At 51.7% G+C, this 19,460-nt stretch carries 22 protein-coding genes and 4 pseudogenes; 7 read left to right on the top strand and 19 right to left on the bottom strand.

The window, feature by feature from the left end; genetic code table 11:
- Positions 1–2: 2 nt before the first annotated feature.
- The 4 genes from secD to queA form a co-directional block, all read right to left on the bottom strand.
- Complete coding sequence (secD, locus tag E2L00_RS12720) at positions 3–1,850, bottom strand: protein translocase subunit SecD (protein ID WP_167612050.1); 1,848 nt, start codon at positions 1,848–1,850, stop codon at positions 3–5.
- A gap of 26 nt (positions 1,851–1,876) precedes the next feature.
- A complete protein-coding gene (gene yajC, locus E2L00_RS12715; RefSeq protein WP_167612047.1) occupies positions 1,877–2,209 on the bottom strand; it encodes a preprotein translocase subunit YajC in 333 nt (110 codons plus the stop codon).
- Between the two features lie 21 nt (positions 2,210–2,230).
- On the bottom strand, positions 2,231–3,358 hold the full coding sequence (tgt, locus tag E2L00_RS12710) for a tRNA guanosine(34) transglycosylase Tgt (protein ID WP_167612044.1): 1,128 nt from the start codon (positions 3,356–3,358) through the stop codon (positions 2,231–2,233).
- An 80-nt stretch (positions 3,359–3,438) separates the two neighbouring features.
- On the bottom strand, positions 3,439–4,509 hold the full coding sequence (gene queA / locus E2L00_RS12705) for a tRNA preQ1(34) S-adenosylmethionine ribosyltransferase-isomerase QueA (RefSeq protein WP_167612041.1): 1,071 nt from the start codon (positions 4,507–4,509) through the stop codon (positions 3,439–3,441).
- Positions 4,510–4,613: 104 nt separating this feature from the next.
- Between queA and acpH the strand changes: the two genes are divergently transcribed.
- Complete coding sequence (acpH, locus tag E2L00_RS12700; RefSeq protein ID WP_167612038.1) at positions 4,614–5,195, top strand: ACP phosphodiesterase; 582 nt, start codon at positions 4,614–4,616, stop codon at positions 5,193–5,195.
- 200 nt (positions 5,196–5,395) lie between these two features.
- On the top strand, positions 5,396–5,998 hold the full coding sequence (locus E2L00_RS12695) for a peroxiredoxin C (protein ID WP_167612035.1): 603 nt from the start codon (positions 5,396–5,398) through the stop codon (positions 5,996–5,998).
- 271 nt (positions 5,999–6,269) lie between these two features.
- On the opposite strand, the gene malZ is transcribed toward E2L00_RS12695, so the two are convergent.
- The 6 genes and pseudogenes from malZ to E2L00_RS12670 form a co-directional block, all read right to left on the bottom strand.
- Positions 6,270–8,087, bottom strand: a complete 1,818-nt coding sequence (gene malZ, locus E2L00_RS12690; RefSeq protein ID WP_167612032.1) for a maltodextrin glucosidase — start codon at positions 8,085–8,087, stop codon at positions 6,270–6,272.
- 381 nt (positions 8,088–8,468) lie between these two features.
- Positions 8,469–9,137 carry a DUF799 domain-containing protein gene (locus tag E2L00_RS12685; RefSeq protein WP_167612029.1) on the bottom strand — a complete coding sequence of 223 codons (669 nt, stop codon included), beginning with the start codon at positions 9,135–9,137 and terminating at the stop codon, positions 8,469–8,471.
- Positions 9,134–9,493, bottom strand: coding sequence for a DUF4810 domain-containing protein (locus E2L00_RS12680; protein ID WP_167612025.1), 360 nt, complete (start codon positions 9,491–9,493; stop codon positions 9,134–9,136). The genes E2L00_RS12685 and E2L00_RS12680 overlap by 4 nt, the downstream gene beginning before the upstream one ends.
- Before the next feature lie 17 nt (positions 9,494–9,510).
- On the bottom strand, positions 9,511–10,185 hold the full coding sequence (locus E2L00_RS12675; protein WP_167612022.1) for a CsgG/HfaB family protein: 675 nt from the start codon (positions 10,183–10,185) through the stop codon (positions 9,511–9,513).
- A gap of 445 nt (positions 10,186–10,630) precedes the next feature.
- A pseudogene (locus tag E2L00_RS21640) lies at positions 10,631–10,871 on the bottom strand (IS3 family transposase); the annotation flags it as partial.
- 437 nt (positions 10,872–11,308) lie between these two features.
- A complete protein-coding gene (locus E2L00_RS12670; protein ID WP_201279415.1) occupies positions 11,309–11,704 on the bottom strand; it encodes an adhesin in 396 nt (131 codons plus the stop codon).
- On the opposite strand from E2L00_RS12670, the pseudogene E2L00_RS21635 reads away from it, so the two are divergent.
- Positions 11,699–11,863: pseudogene (locus E2L00_RS21635) on the top strand (helix-turn-helix domain-containing protein); the annotation flags it as partial. The gene E2L00_RS12670 and the pseudogene E2L00_RS21635 sit on opposite strands and share 6 nt — an antisense overlap.
- 280 nt (positions 11,864–12,143) lie before the next feature.
- On the opposite strand, the gene E2L00_RS12665 reads toward E2L00_RS21635, so the two are convergent.
- The 4 genes and pseudogenes from E2L00_RS12665 to E2L00_RS12650 all read right to left on the bottom strand — a co-directional run.
- Positions 12,144–12,341: a hypothetical protein gene (locus E2L00_RS12665; RefSeq protein ID WP_167612020.1), complete on the bottom strand. Its 198-nt coding sequence runs from the start codon at positions 12,339–12,341 to the stop codon at positions 12,144–12,146.
- A 219-nt stretch (positions 12,342–12,560) separates the two neighbouring features.
- On the bottom strand, positions 12,561–12,863 hold the full coding sequence (locus tag E2L00_RS12660; protein WP_167612017.1) for a type II toxin-antitoxin system RelE/ParE family toxin: 303 nt from the start codon (positions 12,861–12,863) through the stop codon (positions 12,561–12,563).
- Positions 12,863–13,123, bottom strand: coding sequence for a type II toxin-antitoxin system ParD family antitoxin (locus tag E2L00_RS12655; protein WP_167612014.1), 261 nt, complete (start codon positions 13,121–13,123; stop codon positions 12,863–12,865). Before E2L00_RS12655 ends, E2L00_RS12660 begins: the two co-directional genes overlap by 1 nt.
- A 92-nt stretch (positions 13,124–13,215) precedes the next feature.
- Positions 13,216–14,597: pseudogene (locus E2L00_RS12650) on the bottom strand (CHC2 zinc finger domain-containing protein); the annotation flags it as partial.
- Between the two features lie 112 nt (positions 14,598–14,709).
- On the opposite strand from E2L00_RS12650, the gene E2L00_RS12645 reads away from it, so the two are divergent.
- A complete protein-coding gene (locus tag E2L00_RS12645) occupies positions 14,710–15,135 on the top strand; it encodes a helix-turn-helix domain-containing protein (protein WP_236127738.1) in 426 nt (141 codons plus the stop codon).
- An 80-nt stretch (positions 15,136–15,215) separates the two neighbouring features.
- A complete protein-coding gene (symE, locus tag E2L00_RS12640) occupies positions 15,216–15,560 on the top strand; it encodes an endoribonuclease SymE (RefSeq protein ID WP_167612012.1) in 345 nt (114 codons plus the stop codon).
- A 58-nt stretch (positions 15,561–15,618) separates the two neighbouring features.
- On the opposite strand, the gene E2L00_RS12635 is transcribed toward symE, so the two are convergent.
- The 3 genes and pseudogenes from E2L00_RS12635 to E2L00_RS21625 all read right to left on the bottom strand — a co-directional run.
- Entirely contained in the window at positions 15,619–15,822 is a 204-nt protein-coding gene (locus tag E2L00_RS12635; RefSeq protein ID WP_167612009.1) for a hypothetical protein, read from the bottom strand.
- A gap of 199 nt (positions 15,823–16,021) precedes the next feature.
- Positions 16,022–16,654, bottom strand: coding sequence for a hypothetical protein (locus E2L00_RS21630; protein WP_236127737.1), 633 nt, complete (start codon positions 16,652–16,654; stop codon positions 16,022–16,024).
- Positions 16,655–17,303: 649 nt separating this feature from the next.
- Positions 17,304–17,420 (bottom strand): annotated as a pseudogene (locus tag E2L00_RS21625) (site-specific tyrosine recombinase XerC); the annotation flags it as partial.
- Between the two features lie 194 nt (positions 17,421–17,614).
- Here E2L00_RS21625 and E2L00_RS12620 point away from each other — a divergent pair.
- Both E2L00_RS12620 and E2L00_RS12615 read left to right on the top strand, forming a co-directional pair.
- Positions 17,615–18,040 carry a helix-turn-helix domain-containing protein gene (locus tag E2L00_RS12620; protein ID WP_236127736.1) on the top strand — a complete coding sequence of 142 codons (426 nt, stop codon included), beginning with the start codon at positions 17,615–17,617 and terminating at the stop codon, positions 18,038–18,040.
- Between the two features lie 80 nt (positions 18,041–18,120).
- Positions 18,121–18,465 carry a SymE family type I addiction module toxin gene (locus E2L00_RS12615; RefSeq protein WP_167612003.1) on the top strand — a complete coding sequence of 115 codons (345 nt, stop codon included), beginning with the start codon at positions 18,121–18,123 and terminating at the stop codon, positions 18,463–18,465.
- A gap of 60 nt (positions 18,466–18,525) precedes the next feature.
- Here the strand turns inward: E2L00_RS12615 and E2L00_RS12610 are convergent, their stop codons facing one another.
- Together E2L00_RS12610 and E2L00_RS12605 are read right to left on the bottom strand one after the other, a co-directional pair.
- Positions 18,526–18,828 (bottom strand): hypothetical protein, encoded by a 303-nt coding sequence (locus tag E2L00_RS12610; protein WP_167611999.1) that lies wholly within the window; start codon positions 18,826–18,828, stop codon positions 18,526–18,528.
- On the bottom strand, positions 18,825–19,391 hold the full coding sequence (locus E2L00_RS12605) for a hypothetical protein (RefSeq protein WP_236127735.1): 567 nt from the start codon (positions 19,389–19,391) through the stop codon (positions 18,825–18,827). Before E2L00_RS12605 ends, E2L00_RS12610 begins: the two co-directional genes overlap by 4 nt.
- Positions 19,392–19,460 lie beyond the last annotated feature (69 nt).

Genomic DNA, 19,460 nt, shown 5'->3' with positions numbered 1-19,460 from the left:
CCTCAGATAGACAGCTTGTTGATGCGTTTGCCGCCGTACAACAGGTTTACGATGGCACGGGTACCGACGATAGCGGTAAACATGGACGTCGCCACACCAATACCGGTCGTGATCGCAAAGCCTTTAATTGCCCCGGTGCCGACGGCATACAGGATGATGACCTTGATAAGCGTCGTGATGTTGGCATCAAAAATGGAGCTGAATGCGCCCTGATACCCTTCGTTGATAGCCTGCTGTACCGAACGACCGTTACTAAGCTCTTCCTTAATACGCTCGTTGATCAGCACGTTAGCATCAACAGCTACCGCAAGGGTTAGCACGATCCCCGCAATACCCGGCATGGTCAGCGTCGCACCCGGCAGCAAAGACATAATCCCGACGATTAACACCAGGTTAACCAGCAGCGCAGAGGTCGCAATCAGGCCAAACTTCTTATAGAAGAACAGCATAAAGATGATGGAAACCGCGAGACCTGCCAGACAGGCTTCCAGACCCTGCTTGATGTTTTCCATACCCAGCGTCGGGCCAATGGTACGTTCTTCAACAATCTGAATAGGTGCAATCAGAGCGCCAGCACGCAGCAGCAAAGAGAGCTGGCGAGCTTCGTTCGCGTTGTTGATACCGGTGATACGGAAGCTGTTACCCAGACGCGACTGAATGTTCGCCACGTTGATCACTTCTTCCTGTTTCACCAGAACCGCACGACCGGTAGCATCTTTCTTACCGCTGTCCTTATACTCCACAAACAGGGTCGCCATCGGTTTACCGATGTTGTCCTTGGTGAAGTTAGACATGATGTTACCGCCAGCGCTATCAAGTGAAATATTAACCTGCGGCTGGTTGTACTCATCGGTGCTTGAAGTGGAATCGGTGATGTGGTCGCCGGTGAGGATCACGCGTTTGTACATGACAATCGGCTGGCCTTCACGGGTTTGTTTCACTTCAGAATCACCCGGTACGCGGCCTGAAGCGGCAGCAGACTGGTCAACGCTGGTATTAACCAGACGGAACTCCAGCGTTGCGGTCGCACCCAGAATCTCTTTCGCACGGGCGGTGTCCTGAATACCCGGCAGCTCGACAACGATGCGATCGGCACCCTGGCGCTGAACCAGCGGCTCTGCCACACCCAGCTGATTTACACGGTTGCGCAGAATATTGATGTTTTGCTGAACCGCATATTCACGGGCTTCGCTCAGACGTGCATCTGACATCACGGCACGCAGCATATTGCTGCCCTGGTTTGTGATAACCAGCTCGCGATGACGAGGGCCTAAGTAAGAAACAGCCGCATCGCGCGCGGCGCCGTCACGAAAGGCCACGAGGACACCATAGTTATCGGCTTTACGCACGTTGGTCCAGGCAATGCCTTTTTCACGCAGGTCGCTACGCAGGCCTTCTGTGGTTTGTTCCTGCAGTTTGCCCAGCGCGGTATCCATGTCTACTTCCATCAGGAAGTGCACGCCGCCACGCAGATCGAGACCGAGTTTCATCGGCTCTGCAGCAATTTTAGTTAACCAGTAAGGAGTTGCTGGCGCGAGGTTAAGCGCAACGACGTATTTGTCGCCCAGTACGCTCAGCAACGCTTCACGAGCGCGCAGTTGCGTATCGGTGGTGTCAAAGCGTGCGAGGATCGCACCCTCGGATAGAGCCACAGACTTAGCGGTGATTTTTTCTTCTTTTAAGGTGTTCTGGACCTGGATCAGCGTTTGCTCACTGGCGGCGACGCCGCGCGCGCCAGTGATCTGAACTGCCGGATCCTCACCATATAGGTTGGGAAGCGCGTATAGCAGGCCGACGATAATCACGACGACCAGCATGATGTACTTCCACAAAGGATAGCGGTTTAACACGGTAGTTCCCTTAGGGAAAACGAAAATTACAGCGCCTTCATGGTGCCTTTCGGCAGAACGGCAGCTACGAAATCACGTTTGATGACCACTTCAGTGGTGTCGTTTAACGCGATAGAGATGTAGCCGGTATCAGCAACTTTCACTACGCGACCCACCAGACCACCGGTCGTCAGCACTTCATCACCTTTGGCGATGGAGTCCATCAGTTTTTTATGTTCTTTAGTACGTTTTTGTTGCGGACGCAGGATCATGAAATAGAAGATCAGACCAAAGACCACCAGCATCAGAATCAAAGAGTACGGGCTACCCTGCGCTGGAGCACCTGTTGCAGCTACCGCATCAGAAATGAAAAAGCTCATTAAAATTCCCTCATTATTAAATTAATCAACGTTCAAAGGTGGAACTGGTTTACCTGTGCGCTCGTAAAAATCACTCACGAAGTGCTCTAATTTACCCTCTTCAATGGCCTTGCGTAAACCAGCCATTAAGCGCTGGTAATAGCGCAGGTTATGAATAGTGTTGAGTCGTGCGCCGAGTATTTCGTTGCAACGGTCGAGATGATGCAAGTAGGCACGTGAATAATTGCGACACGTATAGCAATCACACTCAGAATCGAGCGCAGAAGTGTCATCTTTGTGCTTCGCATTGCGGATTTTCACCACGCCATCGGTGACAAAGAGATGACCGTTACGTGCGTTACGCGTTGGCATTACGCAGTCGAACATATCGATACCGCGGCGTACGCCTTCAACCAGGTCTTCCGGTTTACCTACGCCCATCAGGTAACGTGGCTTGTCAGCGGGGATTTGCGGACAAACATGCTCCAGAATACGATGCATATCATCCTTCGGTTCGCCAACAGCCAGGCCGCCGACAGCGTAGCCATCAAAGCCTATCTCTACCAGACCTTTTACCGAGATATCTCGTAAATCTTCGTAAACGCTGCCCTGGATAATACCAAACAGCGCGTTTTTATTGCCAAGAGAATCAAAGCGATCGCGGCTACGCTTCGCCCAGCGCAGGGACATCTCCATCGAACGTTTCGCATAATCCCAGTCTGCCGGGTATGGCGTACATTCGTCGAAGATCATCACGATATCAGAACCCAGATCGTTTTGAATTTCCATCGATTTTTCTGGATCGAGGAAGATCGGATCGCCGTTGATTGGATTGCGGAAATGTACGCCCGCCTCGGTGATCTTACGGATATCGCCCAGGCTGAAGACCTGGAAACCACCGGAGTCGGTCAGAATCGGGCCTTTCCAGTTCATAAAGTCATGCAGATCGCCATGCAGCTTCATGATTTCCTGACCCGGACGCAGCCACAGGTGGAAAGTATTGCCGAGAATAATTTGCGCCCCGGTATCCTGCACTTCTTCCGGCGTCATGCCTTTTACGGTGCCGTAGGTGCCAACAGGCATAAACGCAGGGGTTTCCACCACACCACGCTCAAACACCAGGCGACCACGGCGTGCGCGGCCGTCGGTGGTATCTAATTCAAATTTCACATTTCCTCCAGCATCAGAGAAACAGTCTGATGATTAAGACAAAAACGCCGTCGGGTTATCCGGCGGCGCGCAATAAAGGATTAAGCGCCGGGGCGCTCGTTAATCGCCTGCGAATTGTACGTGATGTACATCGCATCGCCGTAGCTAAAAAATCGATATTCAGCATTAACGGCAGCTTTATAGGCTCGCATGGTGTGTTTATAACCGGCAAAAGCGGAAACTAGCATAATCAGCGTTGATTCCGGCAGGTGGAAATTAGTCACCAGCGCGTCGATAACTTTGTACTGATAGCCCGGGTAGATAAAGATTTGCGTGTCGCCAAAGAACGGTTCAATCAGCTCATTTTTGGCTGCCTGCGCGGCGCTTTCCAGCGAACGCACGGAGGTCGTCCCAACCGCGATAACTTTATTCCCACGCGCTTTACAGGCCAGCACGGCGTCCACCACGTCCTGCGGCACTTCCGCGTATTCAGAATGCATGATGTGCTCTTCAATACTGTCCACGCGCACCGGCTGGAAGGTCCCTGCGCCGACGTGCAGCGTAACGAACGCCTGTTCGATGCCTTTATTACGCAATGCTTCCAGCAGCGGCTCGTCAAAATGCAGGCCCGCCGTTGGCGCGGCTACGGCTCCGGGCTTCTGGCTGTAAACGGTCTGGTAAAGCTCGCGGTCCGCTTCTTCATCCGGGCGGTCAATATACGGCGGCAATGGCATATGACCGATGCTGTTAAGAATATCCAGCACGCTGCGCTCGTCTTCAAACTGCACTTCGAACAGCGCATCGTGGCGCGCAACCATCGTGGCGTGTACGCTTTCATCATCGCCCAGCAGGAGTTCAGCGCCCGGCTTAGGCGCCTTTGAAGCGCGGATATGCGCGAGGATGCGTTTATCATCCAGCATGCGCTCCACCAGCACTTCAATCTTGCCGCCGCTGGCTTTGCGGCCAAACAGGCGTGCCGGGATCACGCGGGTATTATTAAAGACCAGCAGATCGCCAGGGTTGAGCTTATCGAGCAGATCGGTGAAAGTGCCATGCGTTAAATCACCCGTCGGCCCGTCGAGCGACAGCAAACGACAAGCGCTACGTTGCGCCTGCGGATAGTGAGCAATCAGGGATTCTGGTAATTCAAAGGAGAAATCGGCAACACGCATGGCTTAAAAACTCAGACTCAAAAAGTGGCGGTACAGTCTAGTGCCGGGGGACTTTCCCTGCAACCAGTAAGCCGCCATAAAGCTCAATACGGATAAAGTAATTTATGAATTTTCTCGCCCACTTGCACCTTGCAAGCCTTGCTCAGAGTTCGTTGCTGGGCAACCTGCTGGCAGATTTTGTCCGCGGTAACCCGGATGACAGCTTTGCTCCCGACATCGTCGCGGGCATTTATATGCATCGCCGCGTAGATGCTCTGACCGATGGGCTTCCTGAAGTGACGACGGCCAAACGGTGGTTCCGCCCTGAAACGCGCCGCGTCTCGCCGATTACGCTTGACGTGATGTGGGACCATTTCGTCTCACGCCACTGGTCAACGCTCAGTCCGCAAATCGGGCTGGCAGAATTTATTGCTCATGCCCGGGCAAACATCGAACCGCATCTGCCCGATACGCCGCCACGCTTTATCAATCTGAACAATTATCTGTGGGAAGAGCGCTGGCTTGAGCGCTACAGCGACATGGCATTTATTGCTAATGTTCTCAACGGCATGGCTTCGCGTAGACCAAAGCTCGGCGCTCTGCGAGCGTCCTGGCAGGACCTTGAGGATCATTATGAGCCGCTCGAAGAGCTGTTCTGGCAGTTTTACCCACGCATGATGTCGCTGGCAGAACAAAAAAGTTTGTAGAGGATCGCAGGCCGCGCATTAACTTCTTGCCCTTTTACAGAAAAGGGCTATTTTGGCAGGTCAGTTTGCAAACATTCTTTTTTTAATAGACAAAACCTATCTGATTAATTGGCGCAGCACGCTTGAGTTGCCGGGAAGCCAACCCCTATACTCCCCCCGTTGCGTAAAACCCCACTTTAACAAAATTAACAGGAGTACATATGGTCCTGGTTACTCGTCCAGCCCCTGATTTTACCGCCGCAGCCGTACTTGGTAGTGGCGAAATCGTTGAAAACTTCAACTTCAAAGCACACACCAACGGTAAACCAACCGTCGTGTTCTTCTGGCCAATGGATTTCACCTTCGTCTGTCCGTCTGAACTGATCGCGTTCGACAAGCGTTACGAAGAATTCCAGAAACGTGGCGTAGAAGTCGTTGGTGTATCTTTTGACTCCGAGTTCGTTCACAACGCATGGCGTAAAACCCCTGTTGAGAACGGCGGCATCGGTGAAGTGAAATACGCGATGGTTGCTGACGTTAAGCGTGAAATTCAGAAAGCTTACGGCATCGAACATCCGGAGGCAGGCGTTGCTCTGCGCGGCTCCTTCCTGATCGACAAAGCCGGTATCGTGCGCCACCAGGTGGTTAACGACCTGCCGCTGGGCCGTAACATTGACGAAATGCTGCGCATGGTTGACGCGCTGCAATTCCACGAAGAGCACGGCGAAGTGTGCCCGGCTCAGTGGGAAAAAGGGAAAGAAGGCATGAACGCGTCTCCGGACGGCGTTGCTAAGTACCTGAGCGAGAACGTTGCTAAGCTGTAATCGCTAAAAGCATCAAGAAAAGGCCGCGAAAGCGGCCTTTTTTATTTGTTGACAAAGAAGGAAAAAGCGTGGTTTTTCCTTCTTTGCGGTTATCTGCCGAAAATCAATGCATTGATTTTTGTATTAATTTTTATGATGACATCGTTCTGAACTTCTTAAGTTATGAGGTTTGTCATCAGTCTCAAAGGCCGCGAAAGCGGCCTTTTTGCTTTTCTAAAAAGCAAAACAAGAACAGATTCCCTTTATCGCAGGACAGATATCCAGCAAAAAATTACAGGCTGCGCCACACCGCGACAGAAACTCCCGGTAGCGACAGCTCGCGATTATCTATCTGCGCCCCGCCTTCATGCTGCGTCCACGCTTTGCCACTGAGCAGCGGGCTCCACGGCAGAGTTATATCCGTGGCATTACCTCGGTTAATAGCCACCAGCACGCGTTCGTTTTGATAAACACGCACAAAGACAACCACATCCCCTGCGGCATAAACTACATGACAACCACCCTGGCGCAGCGCGCGGCTCTGGCGACGTAATTTGCCCAGACGCTGATACAGCGCCAGCAAATCCAGATCCCAGTCGCGCTTATTCCACGGGAACGGCTTGCGGCAGAAGGGATCGTTATCGCCATCTACGCCCACCTCATCCCCGTAATAAACACAGGGCACGCCCGGCCAGCAATAGAGCCAGACTACCGCCAGCGGCAGACGAGCCGTATCTTTACCGAGAACAGATTTAAAACGCGCCGTATCGTGGCTGTCGAGCTGATTAAACATGCGCAGCTGCTGCTGATGAGACAGGCTTGCGCGGTATTCATCCATCCACGCCATGCAGGTTTGCGCATCAATATTCTGCGGATCGTAGGAGATATCCGTATTAGCCAGGAAGCCCCATAGCGGGAGGGTAAAACCGCGATAGTTCATCGCCGCATCTTCCGCATCCGCCTGTAGCCACTGGCGTGCATCGCCAAAATGCTCGCCCAGCACGTAGGCATCCGCTTTAGTTTCTTTCGCCGCTTTAGTGATGCCGCTGACGTGTAGCAGATTATTCTTCGCTCCACCCTCTTCGCCCAGCATATGCACCACGTCCAGGCGCCAGCCGTCCATTCCCCACGGCTCGCGCAGCCAGTGACGCACCACGCTGTCCTCGCCCTGATAGATTTCCTCTATCAGCGATTCAGAGCTGTAATCCAGCTTTGGCAGGCTGGAATAACCTAGCCAGTCCAGCGCGCGTCCCTCTTCGGAGAAGCTGTAAAAATCCCGCCATGGCGACTCAGGATTATGGCACGCTCCGGCTTCGGTAGCCTGATGACGGTCAAACCACGGGTGCGTGTCGCCGCTATGGTTGAATACACCGTCAAGCAACAGACGCATCCCCTGCTGCTGCGTGTTCTTGCGCAATCTCAACAGCGCACGATCGCCGCCGAACTGCACATCTACATGACGATAGTCTTGCGTGTCATATTTATGCACGCTGGGCGCGGTAAACACCGGGTTGAGATAGAGCGCCGTGATACCGAGCTTTTTCAGATACGGCAGCTTTTCGCTAATGCCGTCCAGATCGCCGCCGTAAAACGTTGAACCGCCCGCCTCTCCACTCAAGGGTTCGTCCCAGTCGCGCAGAATGATTTCGCGCTTTGCAGCATGATGATAGTAAATCTCATCCTGCCCAGCCTTACGCGGCTGTGAGCGAGCAAAACGATCCGGGAAAATCTGGTAAAACACCTGATCCTGCACCCACTGCGGCCCTTCATCAGGCGCATCAAAGGCAAACTGCTCCAGGCGTGCCGGAGGGATCGGGCTGAAGCCTTGCGGCGTAAACCAGCGCTGCTTATCAAGCCATAAAAGCTTAAAACTGTACCGACGGCGCGGCTGGCCGCTGCTCAAGTCGATTGCGCCGGTCCATGCAACCACACCTTCATAAGGCGCGTTTTTCTGCCGCGTCATGGCGATCGACGTTTCTTCGTTATCCTTTTCGCCGCGCAACACCACGCGTTCCGGCAGGTCGTCGCCCGCCAGCCAAAGAGTGATATGCAGCTTCTCTTTACGCGTTTGTACGAATGGCGCAACCGGAAGATGCCAGGCATTCAACATAGTAACTTTCCCGTGTCTTAAAATTGCCGCCACCTTGCCATAGCCGTGTGCCGCGTCACTCCTCATTCTTATTTAATTTGGGGGAGGAAAGCGGGGGCGGAGAGATTAACGGTAGCCCGAAAATAAAGGGCCTGCCAGAAGAGTAATGCCAGGCGATAAGCACCACAAAATTTATCAGCTCTTCTATTTTATGCTCTTTGAAAGCACTCGGTGCCGTAATCTGCAACGCAGACATTCCTCACCCGGCAGTAAAGGCGGCCATTGGTTTCATGCTGGATGGGTTCTGAAACGGGCCGATTACTGACGCTGCATCGACTATGAAGGCAATGGGGAGACTACATCATTGTCTAATGCAGCCTCTTAAAAATATCATTACACCTGTTACATAGCTGCCTTTGCATACTCCGGAGAACGAGGCCCATACAGTAATCCGCCGGACGAACCTGCGTTTAATAAGCGGGCGCTTGTAATACCTGATATTTCATATGATTTATTGCTTGCGGTATTTACTATTTGTTGAATGGCGGCGTTCACAACCATCGCCAACAGGCCATTATTATAATTACCGTCATTTTCGTTGGATGAAGCCGTGGCAGATTTTTTCCACAATTCTTTACCTGTACGTAAGTCCACTAATCTGGCGCTGGCGGAAACTCTGGTATCACTGTTTATAAGCTGGTAGGAAGTACCATACTCTTTCACATTTAAATACAATACCGCATCCGCCCCAAAAATCTGATGTAATCTGGTGATGCTGACAGCATTAATATCCTCAGCATTTGATAAGCCATTTTGCTTAAAGGTCTCTTCTACCACCGCAACCGGAAATACGTAATATCCCCCTTCAGCCAGAGGGTGGGTCACTACAGAGAGAAAACTATGGCTTGCATCAACATCCGTTGAATGATTCTTAGGTAGTAACACTAAAATGCTGCGAGGCTTACTTTCTTTAAATGCGGAGTAATCTTTAGACTGCACCGGAGTTGGTTTTGCGCAGCCCGTTAAAATGAGGCTGAATGCAAAAATTAATAATGCAAATAATGGTTTCATTTCAGACTTCCTTTGTCTTTACTGGTGAGAAAATCGATGTATGGAGTTGATTCCGGGAACAACATCTTTTCTTTATTAAATTCAGCAATCGCAAGATCCATTTTACCCGTATTGCTATAAAGCATGCCTAGCTGGGCATGTAATCCCGGAGGAACCGGTTTAGCTGTGGCTTTTGCTTTTTCGACAATAGCTTGTAGAGCACCAATTTGCGCTTCTGATGACGAATCATTAGTATAGAAGCTATACAATGTATCCTGATAATTACCCCAGTAGTATATTTTCTTTGGTTCCTGCTTTGCACATCCTGCCAGTGCAATAACAATTAACCACAAACCAATTCTATTTATATTTTTCAACTTATGTCATCCTTGTATTAGTTACTTCCGGGGTTCCAACTACCATTATCAATTCCGGCAATCAGATTATTTACGGCTTCACGAATTGCCAGATCCAGCACTTTACCGTTCAGTGTTGAGTCATAGCTTGCTGTGCCACCAAACCCCACGATTTCACGATTTGATAGTGCGTATTCACCTGCTCCCTGCGACGAAAATACTACTTCTGAGGTTTTAATATTAACAACGTTTAATGCGACTTTGGCATATGCCACCTGAGTTTTACCTCGACCAAGAATGCCAAACAACTGGCGATCGCCCGTTTCTTTTCGACCAAACTCAGTTACATCGCCCGTAATAACAAAGGTGGCGCCTTTCAGTTGCTGTCCTTTACCATTAATTTGTGCTTCATTCCTGATTTCTGCCAAATTAGCACGATCGAGAACGTTGAAATGTCCGGTTTGTTGCAAATGAGTTATCAAAATGGTTTTTGACTGATTTCCCAGCCGATCTATATCGTCTGAGAAAATACCATTCATATAGTGAGAACGGTTATCAAATTTTCCAACGGATATCGGAGTACGGAGACCGTGCCATTGCGTACTGGCGCTGGTAACCTTCGCGACTTCAACAGAACGGGATGATTCTGACGCACAACCACTTGTCAGAGCCGCCACGCCACAAACTCCAGCGATTACTATTTTTTTTAACATTAAGAAATTCCCTTTTTAAATAAAAATTTTTTTGTCCTCTGTAAAAACAGATTAATGCCAGTGAGGCTCCGATTGAACTGCTCGCACTGTCCAGTCAGGAATGGTAATGGCTACTCAAATCCTGGTGAGAAATAGGATCTGTACCCTTAGATTCTAGCGATAATCAGCATAAAATAATTCAATTATTTTTCTTATTTATTAGCAAGTTAATACATGAAAAACTAACGATTCTCACCAAACCACGAGAAGATATATAATCATCTGGAAAAATTCACTCTCCAATGATTTATAACTATAAATCATATAAATGGTAGTCAATGTCAGATAATAAACGCATCTTAATCATGATATTATCAGCAAGCACGCAAGCGTTATTTTCTGATAAGTCAAATGCATTCCCGTTCGGGAATGACGGCTAATGTTTGAGGATTTTAATCAATTAGCTCTACCCGCATAACGTAATGTGGACACAGCCCGAAGCGAGACTCTGGTTTTCAAATTGTTCCGGACTGATACCGTCGCAGGCACTGCGGCGGTATCAGCCATTATAATCGCACTCGATATAATTAAACACCGTCGTTTGCATTATTTCACAGTTGATGAGCCATGTCTCCGTGTATATATTCCACTTTCAGCGCGTGGAAGAATCTTTCCCCACAGGTATTATCATAGTAACAACCCTTAGCGGGAAATTAAAAAAGCTGGGGAGTAGCATTGAGAAAAGACGCGACTGGCTGGTAGAGGCCAGACTCGGAATCGACACGCTGGTTACCGTCACTATTGAGCACGGGCAACAGGTGACACGGCCTGCTGAGTGACGGATAAAAAAAAACCGGCCGCTAAGGGTCGGGATTCATATTTTACTTAATCGACGTACCGCTATTTTTTTGTTCTTGTAACCTGGCTTTTAACCAGAGACACAGACCTAAAATCAAGCCAGTAATACAACCTTTTTTAAAAGCAAGATCCAGAGCATTTTCCCATAAAAAAGGAACTTACCATTTTTGAGATAAAAAGCTACTGATACGCTTAATTGACATATAAAGAGCGCTACAGATATCAGGACGGAACAATAAGAAACCAAAAAAGAAGCCAAGCAAAATCGGCTTTCTTAATATTTTCATTATGCTTTATCCCTCTTGTCCAATTTGTCTTTGACCGCATTTCCGGTTAACTCCGAAGCGGCAGAGCCTGTGACAGCATCAATAACATCTTTCGTTGATTGATTAGCCACAGGGGACAGTACATCAACAACTTTACCACCAACACTACCGAAGACAGCTCCTATTACATTATTAGTCGGATTTTTACCCTTAATTCCACTTCCAATCGCCGCACCGCCCATATTTATTACAGCTGATGCCCCGATACTCTTTCCTGTTGTTGCGGCTGACGTTATCTCAGCCATAATTGCATCCACATAGCTGAATGGTCCTTTTCCGTTAAGCTGAGATACCGTATTAACGGTGGTTCCTATTGCCGCATTAATGGCAATAGTTTCTTTTATCGTACTGAACATCTTGGGATAGCGCAGCAAACAATGGCGCATTACGAAGGGGCAAAACTAAAAGTTTCCGCCTCATTTTTGCCCGATTTATCCCGATTACTAAATCGTTCAGTTGATGAATTACTGGGGATGACAGAAAAACAGGATAAGACGCAGAGAAAGAAAGAGTGATGTTTCGCGGTTGAAATGAGTTTGCACCTCACTTCAACCGCTAACCTGTCGCGCATTTGAGCAACATCCTGCCGTCTGTCATTACCGCTTTCCTTCACGGCGGGAGCCGGTTCACAGCTCACTGTGGGCCGGTGAACCGCCTGCCGGACGCGGGCTGGCGAGGCCCGCAAGCTACGGGACGGTGCTCTGATGCACGCCTGTATGACCGGGGTTTGTCTTTGCATGGCCACACGGGGCGGGAAGTGGAAGCTGGCGAGACGGCAAGGAGTGACACGCTTCTTTACCGCGTGGCACGACCCGGCGCAGACAGACGACACCGGGCGGGCATGAACGCTTTTAGTGGAGGCCAGCGGCCGACAACGCCTGGCCGTTTGCTGAACACGATGCTGAGGCCGACGCCGCCAGGGACGGCGGCCTGCACCCACTGCCACAAGCGGCGGCGCTCGCCATAATGCAGATTAGACGCATACGAGCGCATGGAGGGTTTTTGTGGACTGCTGAGGTGGGCGCGAGAGTGTGTATAATCTCCTGCATTATGGTTAATGGCCGAACGGCGGCCACACAGTACGAACATGTTGCACAACGTCCATGCCGCTGCGCGGCCATTTACCCCGCGCGGCACTCAACCGGATGAAGGCAGATCGCGCCAGGGACGGCGCGCTCTGCCGCGCACGGAACCACTCCGCTCACAGACGGCTTACGGGCTGTCCGGCTCCCTGAACAGCCTGATGACATCCCTTGAGCCATGCAGCAACCGCTCTATACGCACTTCTGTATCAAGTACCCTGAACACGATGAGGTAACGCCCGTAAGCGCAACTTCTGACGCTTTGCCCCAGCTCTGGTCTTTCCCGGTAGATAACCGGTGACTCCGCTATCAGCAGGCACTGCTGGTACAGCTCTTCCGTGAAGCTCACTGCCCGTACCGGGTTATCCTGCGCGATATAGTCACCGATAGCTTCCATATCCTGCTCTGCCAGTGGTGAGATACCCAGCTTCATTACGCTTTACCGCCTTCGGCCTGACGCCGGTATTTCTGCGACAGGCGGCCGAACACCTCTTCCGCGCTTTTGCTTTCGCCACTGTTTATTCCTGCGCTGACCGCGTTTTGTAGTGATTCCAGTTTCATCTGCTGCTCCCGCTCTTCCAGTGCTCTCAGTCCCGCACGGATCACTTCACTGGTGTTGTTATATCGCCCGCTTTCTATCTGTTCACGGATGAACGCTTCGAAGTAAGGGCTGAGTGCTACGCTGGTTGGCATGGTCGTTTCTCCATCCGGATTACTATCAGTTATTAACTGTTAGTATACTGCTTCATTCTTCATCGGCAATGTCCGTCACATTATTTTCCATTTGCTCCGCCGGATTCATCCAGCACCTGCACGTTGACCTTCATCATCTCCTTCAGGGTATTTTTCTGCCAGCCCCGCACCCGCCACGCGCGCGGCCCGGAGCGTAACAGCAACTCACCGGAAGGCGTGACTTCGCAGGCCACCGCTTCAGCCGCCTGACGAACCGGTGCCGGGCAGCTAAAGAAGAAGGGTTTTCACCGCTGGCGGTCACGGTTTCTGATGAAGCAACCACGCCGCTGCCCATCCGGGAAGCCTGCTCCAGCGCCAGCGCGAAGGCGGATTCAGGGTTGCCGCTCTTCAGCGCATATTCATTTGCATCCAGCCCGGCCGGGAACCGCACCCGCCACGCCTCGATCCCCACAGCAGCCAGCTCAGAAGCCACCGCTTCCGCACCCCGATCCCCGGCCTCGTCCCTGTCGAAGGCGATCAACACCCGTTTCACCCCGTGATACGAGAGCGCCGCCAGATGATCGACGGTGAAGCCGTTCACCCCGTAAGCCGCGATCACGTTGCGGTAACCCGCACACCAGAAGGTCATGGCGTCGATCAGCGCCTCGCACAGGATCACCTCTGAAGCCGCTTTCAGCGCCTCTTCATTCCAGATCCCGGTTAACGATGACGGCAGATAAAGGTGCCTGGGTGAACCCTTTTTGATCTGGCTGTCAGCCAGCGTTCTGCGCCCGTAGAGCTGTAACACCCGCCCGCGATGAGCCACGTTTGCCGACTCAGCCCGGCCGATAACCGGCACGACAAGACAGCCCCGGAAGTGATCCTGACGGGTACTTTCCCGTAGCACGCCGGACTGCGTTAACCGCTGGCGTAGCACCTTACCTTCTTTCGACGCCGTGGACGGCAGCGCCCCCGCCACGCCGTGCGCCCCGGCGAACCCCAGCTTAAAGTGGTTCACAAGATCGGGATGAGTCAGGCCGCGCTTTTCCAGCCAGGCCAGCGCTTCCGGGCTGTTCAGCAGATTCTGCTGATAGTAACCCACAACCTGATGCAGCAGCGCCTGGCCGTCGTCGTCCAGGTTGGTGAGCGTCTGGCGTGGTGGCGCAGGAGGAGCCACAGGAACGGCGGCGGCTGAAGAAGGAGCAGAGTCAGCCAGTTCGCGCAGCCGGACCAGAGTCTGCGGGTATGTCAGGGATTCGGTGCGCTGCATCCAGTCCAGCACCGAACCGGCCGCGTTACAGCCGAAGCAGTGATACAGGTTCTTTGACGGAGTAATGACACAGGACGGCGTTTTCTCCCGGTGGAACGGGCACAGGCAGACGTAGCTGTCCTGTCCCTGGCGCTTCAGCTTATGGCCCTGTGATCCGGCCACCGTAACCAGCGACACCTCACGTTTCAGCCGCTCCAGCTCTTCCGGGGTCATTCTGCCTTTCATACCGCTGCTCCCTTAAAAAACTGTCAATAGGGTTTCAGTAAAAATAACTCGACAAGCATATACCACAGTAGGTAGTATTTACAACAGTAAGATGTAAAACAGAAGGTAGATTATGGTCATCAAGTCACAGGTAACACGGATAAAACCGACGATGGCCGCATCAATCAGCAGTGAAGAACAGGTATTTATGACGGAGTTAGGGAACCGCATCAGCGCCCTGCGTAAGGATGCCGGGCTGACTCAGGTACAGATGGCTGAAGCCCTTAGCGTTTCCCAGCAGGCGGTACAGTCCTGGGAAGCAGGCAGAAGACGCATACAGATCCCGATACTTCCTGCTGTGGCGAAGCTCCTTTCGGTTTCGCTGGAGGGATTGCTGGGTGAGGAAGCAGAGAACGCCCCGCGCAAGCGAGGCCCGGCCTCACGACTGGAACAGCAGATCCAGATGATCGGTCAGTTACCAAAGAGTAAGCAGAAGCTGGTTTCACAGATGCTGGACGCCGTGATAGCCCAGGCACAGCAGACGGGAACGGACGACTGAAGAAGATTTTTGAACGCGGGCTGAAGGTGCTGATAACACCAGCAGCCCGCTGACCACAACCAACTGACAAGGAGTTGATTATGGCTGCGCACGATACTAAGCCAGAAGCCGCTATAACAGAAGCCGCGGAACTAAAAAACCGTCGTTATACCGTGGGTTATATCCGCGACTGGAAGACGCATAACCGGGCCACCTCCATCACGCTTAAGGGCGGCTGGCTCGATGAGGCAGGATTTGAGACCGGGACGCCGCTCAAGGTGCGGGTGATGCCGGGTTGTCTGGTGCTGACGGCCCAGGAACTGCCACCGGCCCCGCCACCTGAGCCGGAGATTATGCAGACGCTCAGGAAGGTCTGTAAGCTCTCCGCCCGCAAGCAGCGCCAGGTGACGGAGTTGATTGAGGTGATCAGCAAGCCGCAGAGATAATGCGGTAACTGACTGGTTATAAAGTAAAAACCCAGCCGGTTGGCTGGGTTTGGTTCAATTAGCAAGCGGATATTTTATCTAAAATATTTCCTATCTTACTTAGTAATGCCTCAACATCGCTTTTCTCTGAGCCGATTCTTGTTTCGAACTCAGCAATATCAATTCCATTACAAATTTCATTAAGCGCTGAATTTAGTATTAACAGTTCGTTCTCAGCAATATTAATTTTAGCTTTGCCATTTGAGACTGACAACAGATCCATATTTACCTCAGATTATCAAAATATGCTCTTCCATTAACTGGTCTAAATGCTGTTCCGCCGTCGCCAGGTTTAGGGTTACGAATCACGACTGTCCCACTAGACTGATCCCAGTAAGCAGATCTTCCTCCGCTTAACTCTTTAGATGACGTAGGGTTTTTAACAACACTTTCTATATGTCGGGCAAACTGCTCCTTGGTTTTTATACCCAAATCAGCGAATTCATTTTGCGTAACAACATGCTTATCAAAGGCGTGACCATTAGCAATTTCTTCCCGGTTAATTCAGCATTAAGGTTCTTGCCGTTTGCTGCATTGTGCGCTTCATTGTTTCGTGCTTTCTCTTCGTCTCCCGGCTCCCAGCCGCCAGGTGTTCCCGAACCTGAGCCACCCAGCTCCGCCTTCTCCGCATCCGTCAGATCTTTCGCCACATTGGGATCGCGTGCTTTTGCTGCCTCATCTCGTGCTTCAACGATTGACGGGCCATCAGTGATAGGTGGGGTCTCCTCAACACTACCGTTCGGTTTCGTTGTGATACATACAGAAGCACCGTAGCAACCACTTCCTGCCGTTCCCTGAGAGCCAGCTACCGGTGGCGGGACGGGAACAGGTACTGCCAGCGCATTATTCTCAACAACAACTTTATCCGTTGCGCCCTCCCCGACTGCAACCCCTTTTTCCCTGTCCTTTTCGTGGGTTACAACCCTTTTTCCCTGCTGCACTTCCGGGACCGCAACTTTTTTCCCCGACGCGCTTTTTTCACCTGAACACGCTACCGCCCCGGCGAGCATCACCGCGCACAGCAGCCAGCACAACACCTTCCTTATCTGCCTCATCCCGCTTTCCCGCGTTAACCTGAGCCGCATTTTAACAACATCACGTCACCTGTCATTACCCCTTTTCAGCACGGCGGGAGCCGGGTCACAGCTTGTCTGTGACACGGTGAGCCGCCTGCCGGGCGCGGGCTGGCGAGGCCCGCAAGTGCCGGAACGGCGCTCTGATGCACGCCTGCCTGACCGGGGTTTGTCTTTGCATGACCACACGGACCGGGGCGGGAAGTGGAAGCTGGCGAGACGGCAGGGAGTGACACGCTTCTTTACCGCGTGGCACGACCCGGCGCAGACAGACGACACCGGGCGGGCATGAACGCTTTTAGTGGAGGCCAACGGCCGACAACGCCTGGCCGTTTGCTGAACACGATGATGAGGCCGGAGCCGCCAGGGACGGCGGCCTGCACCCGATGTAACACGCGGCGGCGCACGCCATAATGCAGATTATACGCATAACCGCCGCACAACGCGGTACATGGGGATTAAGAAGGGGAACGGCGGGAGTGCGTATAATCTCCTGCATTATGGTTAATGGACGAACAGCGGCCACACAGTACGAACATGTTGCACAACGTCCATGCCGCTGCGCGGCCATTTACCCCGCGCGGCACTCAACCGGATGAAGGCAGAGCGAACAACCCGGCTTACAGAGAGCTTACGGTCGCTCCGGCGACTCCCGGGCGGCGTCCGGCTCCGGGTTCTCCCGCTGCTCCGCCGGATGCGTCGAACTGTGTACCGCCTGCAACGCCCGGATACTGACCTGGGTGTATATGGCCCTGTGATCCGGCCACCGTAACCAGCGACACCTCACATTTCAGCCTTTCCAGCTCTTCCGGGGTCATTCTGCCTTTCATACCGCTGCTCCCTTAAAAACCTGTCAATAGGGTTTCAGTAAAAATAACTCGAAAAGCATATACCACAGTAGGTAGTATTTACAACAGTAAGATGTAAAACAGGAGGCAGATTATGGTCATCAAGTCACAGGTAACACGGATAAAACCGACGATGGCCGCATCAATCAGCAGTGAAGAACAGGTATTTATGACGGAGTTAGGGAACCGCATCAGCGCCCTGCGTAAGGATGCCGGGCTGACTCAGGTACAGATGGCTGAAGCCCTTAGCGTTTCCCAGCAGGCGGTACAGTCCTGGAAAGCAGGCAGAAGACGCATACAGATCCCGATACTTCCCGCTGTGGCGAAGCTCCTTTCGGTTTCGCTGGAGGGATTGCTGGGTGAGGAAGCAGAGAACGCCCCGCGCAAGCGAGGCCCGGCCTCACGACTGGAACAGCAGATCCAGATGATCGGTCAGTTACCAAAGAGTAAGCAGAAGCTGGTTTCACAGATGCTGGACGCGGTGATAGCCCAGGCACAGCAGGCGGGAACGGACGACTGAAGAAGATTTTTGAACGCGGGCTGAAGGTGCTGATAACACCAGCAGCCCGCTGACCACAACCAACTGACAAGGAGTTGATTATGGCTGAGCACGATACTAAGCCAGAAGTTGTCACAACTGAAGCGCCGGAGCTAAAAACCCGTCGCTATACCGTGGGTTATATCCGCGACTGGAAGACGCATAACCGGGCCACCTCCATCACGCTTAAAGGCGTCTGGCTGGATGATGCGGGGTTTGAGACCGGGACGCCACTGAAGGTACGGGTGATGCCCGGCTGCCTGGTGCTCACCGCCGAAGAGCCATTACCCCCACCGCCGCCTGAGCCGGAGATTATGCAGACGCTCAGGAAGGTCTGTAAGCTTTCAGCCCGCAAGCAGCGCCAGGTGACGGATCTGATCGAGGTGATCAGCAAGCCGCAGCGATGAGACGGTGACTGACTGGTAGATAAAGTAAAATCCCAACCGCGAGAGGTTGGGATTTCAAGATTAATCTTTTAATAAGCGTCTTAGTTGCTTTAGAGACTCTTGGATATCAGGATCATCAGGATCGATGCTTTCATTTCTAAATGATGCAACCGCATAAACTTGTTCTAAAACAAACCAATGCTCATGGAATTCATTTTTCCATTCAATATCAACGGATTGCAAACAAAATAATAAGCCTTCCAGATTATCGATCAATTTTTTAAGTGTCATTTTATCCGATGAATATAAGCTCAACGTTTCTTCCATCAAAGCAAGTTGGCGTTGATCATATTCACTTAACTTCATATCAGAAAGTAAGATCATTGCTTTATTTTCCCATAATCAACGGTAACAACAGTTCCACTTTTGGTATCAGTAATTACAGTTATATTATTTTTTACATCGTAATATGCTGTTGTTCCTGGTCTTTTCCCTACTACTGCATTTTCTGGACGTATTGTATTTTCTACTGCGGTTGGTGTAATACCCTGACGTTGCATACGATCCAAAGAATGGCTGGAATAATCACGATTATTTATTATCGCTGGCTTATTTGAACCATCAATGACGTTTAGCGGGTTACCTTTTGAACCAGTGGGTGTTTTTGCTGAGATTTCAGAACTGGCCTTATTAATTAGCCGTGAAGCCTCAGCCACATCACCTTTCTTCAGCGCCGTTTCTGCTGCTTTGATGGCCTTACCTGCCGCATCACCTGCACCTGGTATCAGCCCGACAGCCGCAGCCAGATAATCAAGAGCCGACTGCGCTTCCGCAAAACTTTTGATATCACCCACGACAGGCACGAAGTCAGCGCCCAGTGACACCGTATCTTTCAACGCTTCACGCCGCTCTTCGTACATCTTCACCGAGCAGGCTTCGGTGCTCATGCCACTACAGTTTGCCTTCTTATAGCGCTCGTTTTCGGCCTCAACGTACTCACCGGCCTTCTGCTCCAG

It is taken from the genome of Cedecea colo, assembly GCF_011808225.1.
Lineage (GTDB): Bacteria > Pseudomonadota > Gammaproteobacteria > Enterobacterales > Enterobacteriaceae > Dryocola > Dryocola colo.
This window is presented reverse-complemented; position numbering and strand designations above follow the sequence as displayed.

Coding starts and splice junctions, on each gene's coding strand:
- E2L00_RS12635 (WP_167612009.1), bottom strand. CDS start 15,822: ATGGATCTGTTGTCAGTCTCAAATGGCAAAGCTAAAATTAATATTGCT.
- E2L00_RS12655 (WP_167612014.1), bottom strand. CDS start 13,123: ATGCCAACCAGCGTAGCACTCAGCCCTTACTTCGAAGCGTTCATCCGT.
- E2L00_RS12610 (WP_167611999.1), bottom strand. CDS start 18,828: ATGATCTTACTTTCTGATATGAAGTTAAGTGAATATGATCAACGCCAA.
- E2L00_RS12685 (WP_167612029.1), bottom strand. CDS start 9,137: ATGAAACCATTATTTGCATTATTAATTTTTGCATTCAGCCTCATTTTA.
- E2L00_RS12675 (WP_167612022.1), bottom strand. CDS start 10,185: ATGTTAAAAAAAATAGTAATCGCTGGAGTTTGTGGCGTGGCGGCTCTG.
- acpH (WP_167612038.1), top strand. CDS start 4,614: ATGAATTTTCTCGCCCACTTGCACCTTGCAAGCCTTGCTCAGAGTTCG.
- E2L00_RS12660 (WP_167612017.1), bottom strand. CDS start 12,863: ATGAAGCTGGGTATCTCACCACTGGCAGAGCAGGATATGGAAGCTATC.
- E2L00_RS12605 (WP_236127735.1), bottom strand. CDS start 19,391: ATGAGCACCGAAGCCTGCTCGGTGAAGATGTACGAAGAGCGGCGTGAA.
- E2L00_RS12645 (WP_236127738.1), top strand. CDS start 14,710: ATGGTCATCAAGTCACAGGTAACACGGATAAAACCGACGATGGCCGCA.
- E2L00_RS12615 (WP_167612003.1), top strand. CDS start 18,121: ATGGCTGAGCACGATACTAAGCCAGAAGTTGTCACAACTGAAGCGCCG.
- E2L00_RS12665 (WP_167612020.1), bottom strand. CDS start 12,341: ATGCGCTCGTATGCGTCTAATCTGCATTATGGCGAGCGCCGCCGCTTG.
- yajC (WP_167612047.1), bottom strand. CDS start 2,209: ATGAGCTTTTTCATTTCTGATGCGGTAGCTGCAACAGGTGCTCCAGCG.
- E2L00_RS21630 (WP_236127737.1), bottom strand. CDS start 16,654: ATGAGGCAGATAAGGAAGGTGTTGTGCTGGCTGCTGTGCGCGGTGATG.
- E2L00_RS12670 (WP_201279415.1), bottom strand. CDS start 11,704: ATGTTCAGTACGATAAAAGAAACTATTGCCATTAATGCGGCAATAGGA.
- E2L00_RS12620 (WP_236127736.1), top strand. CDS start 17,615: ATGGTCATCAAGTCACAGGTAACACGGATAAAACCGACGATGGCCGCA.
- E2L00_RS12695 (WP_167612035.1), top strand. CDS start 5,396: ATGGTCCTGGTTACTCGTCCAGCCCCTGATTTTACCGCCGCAGCCGTA.
- malZ (WP_167612032.1), bottom strand. CDS start 8,087: ATGTTGAATGCCTGGCATCTTCCGGTTGCGCCATTCGTACAAACGCGT.
- symE (WP_167612012.1), top strand. CDS start 15,216: ATGGCTGCGCACGATACTAAGCCAGAAGCCGCTATAACAGAAGCCGCG.
- queA (WP_167612041.1), bottom strand. CDS start 4,509: ATGCGTGTTGCCGATTTCTCCTTTGAATTACCAGAATCCCTGATTGCT.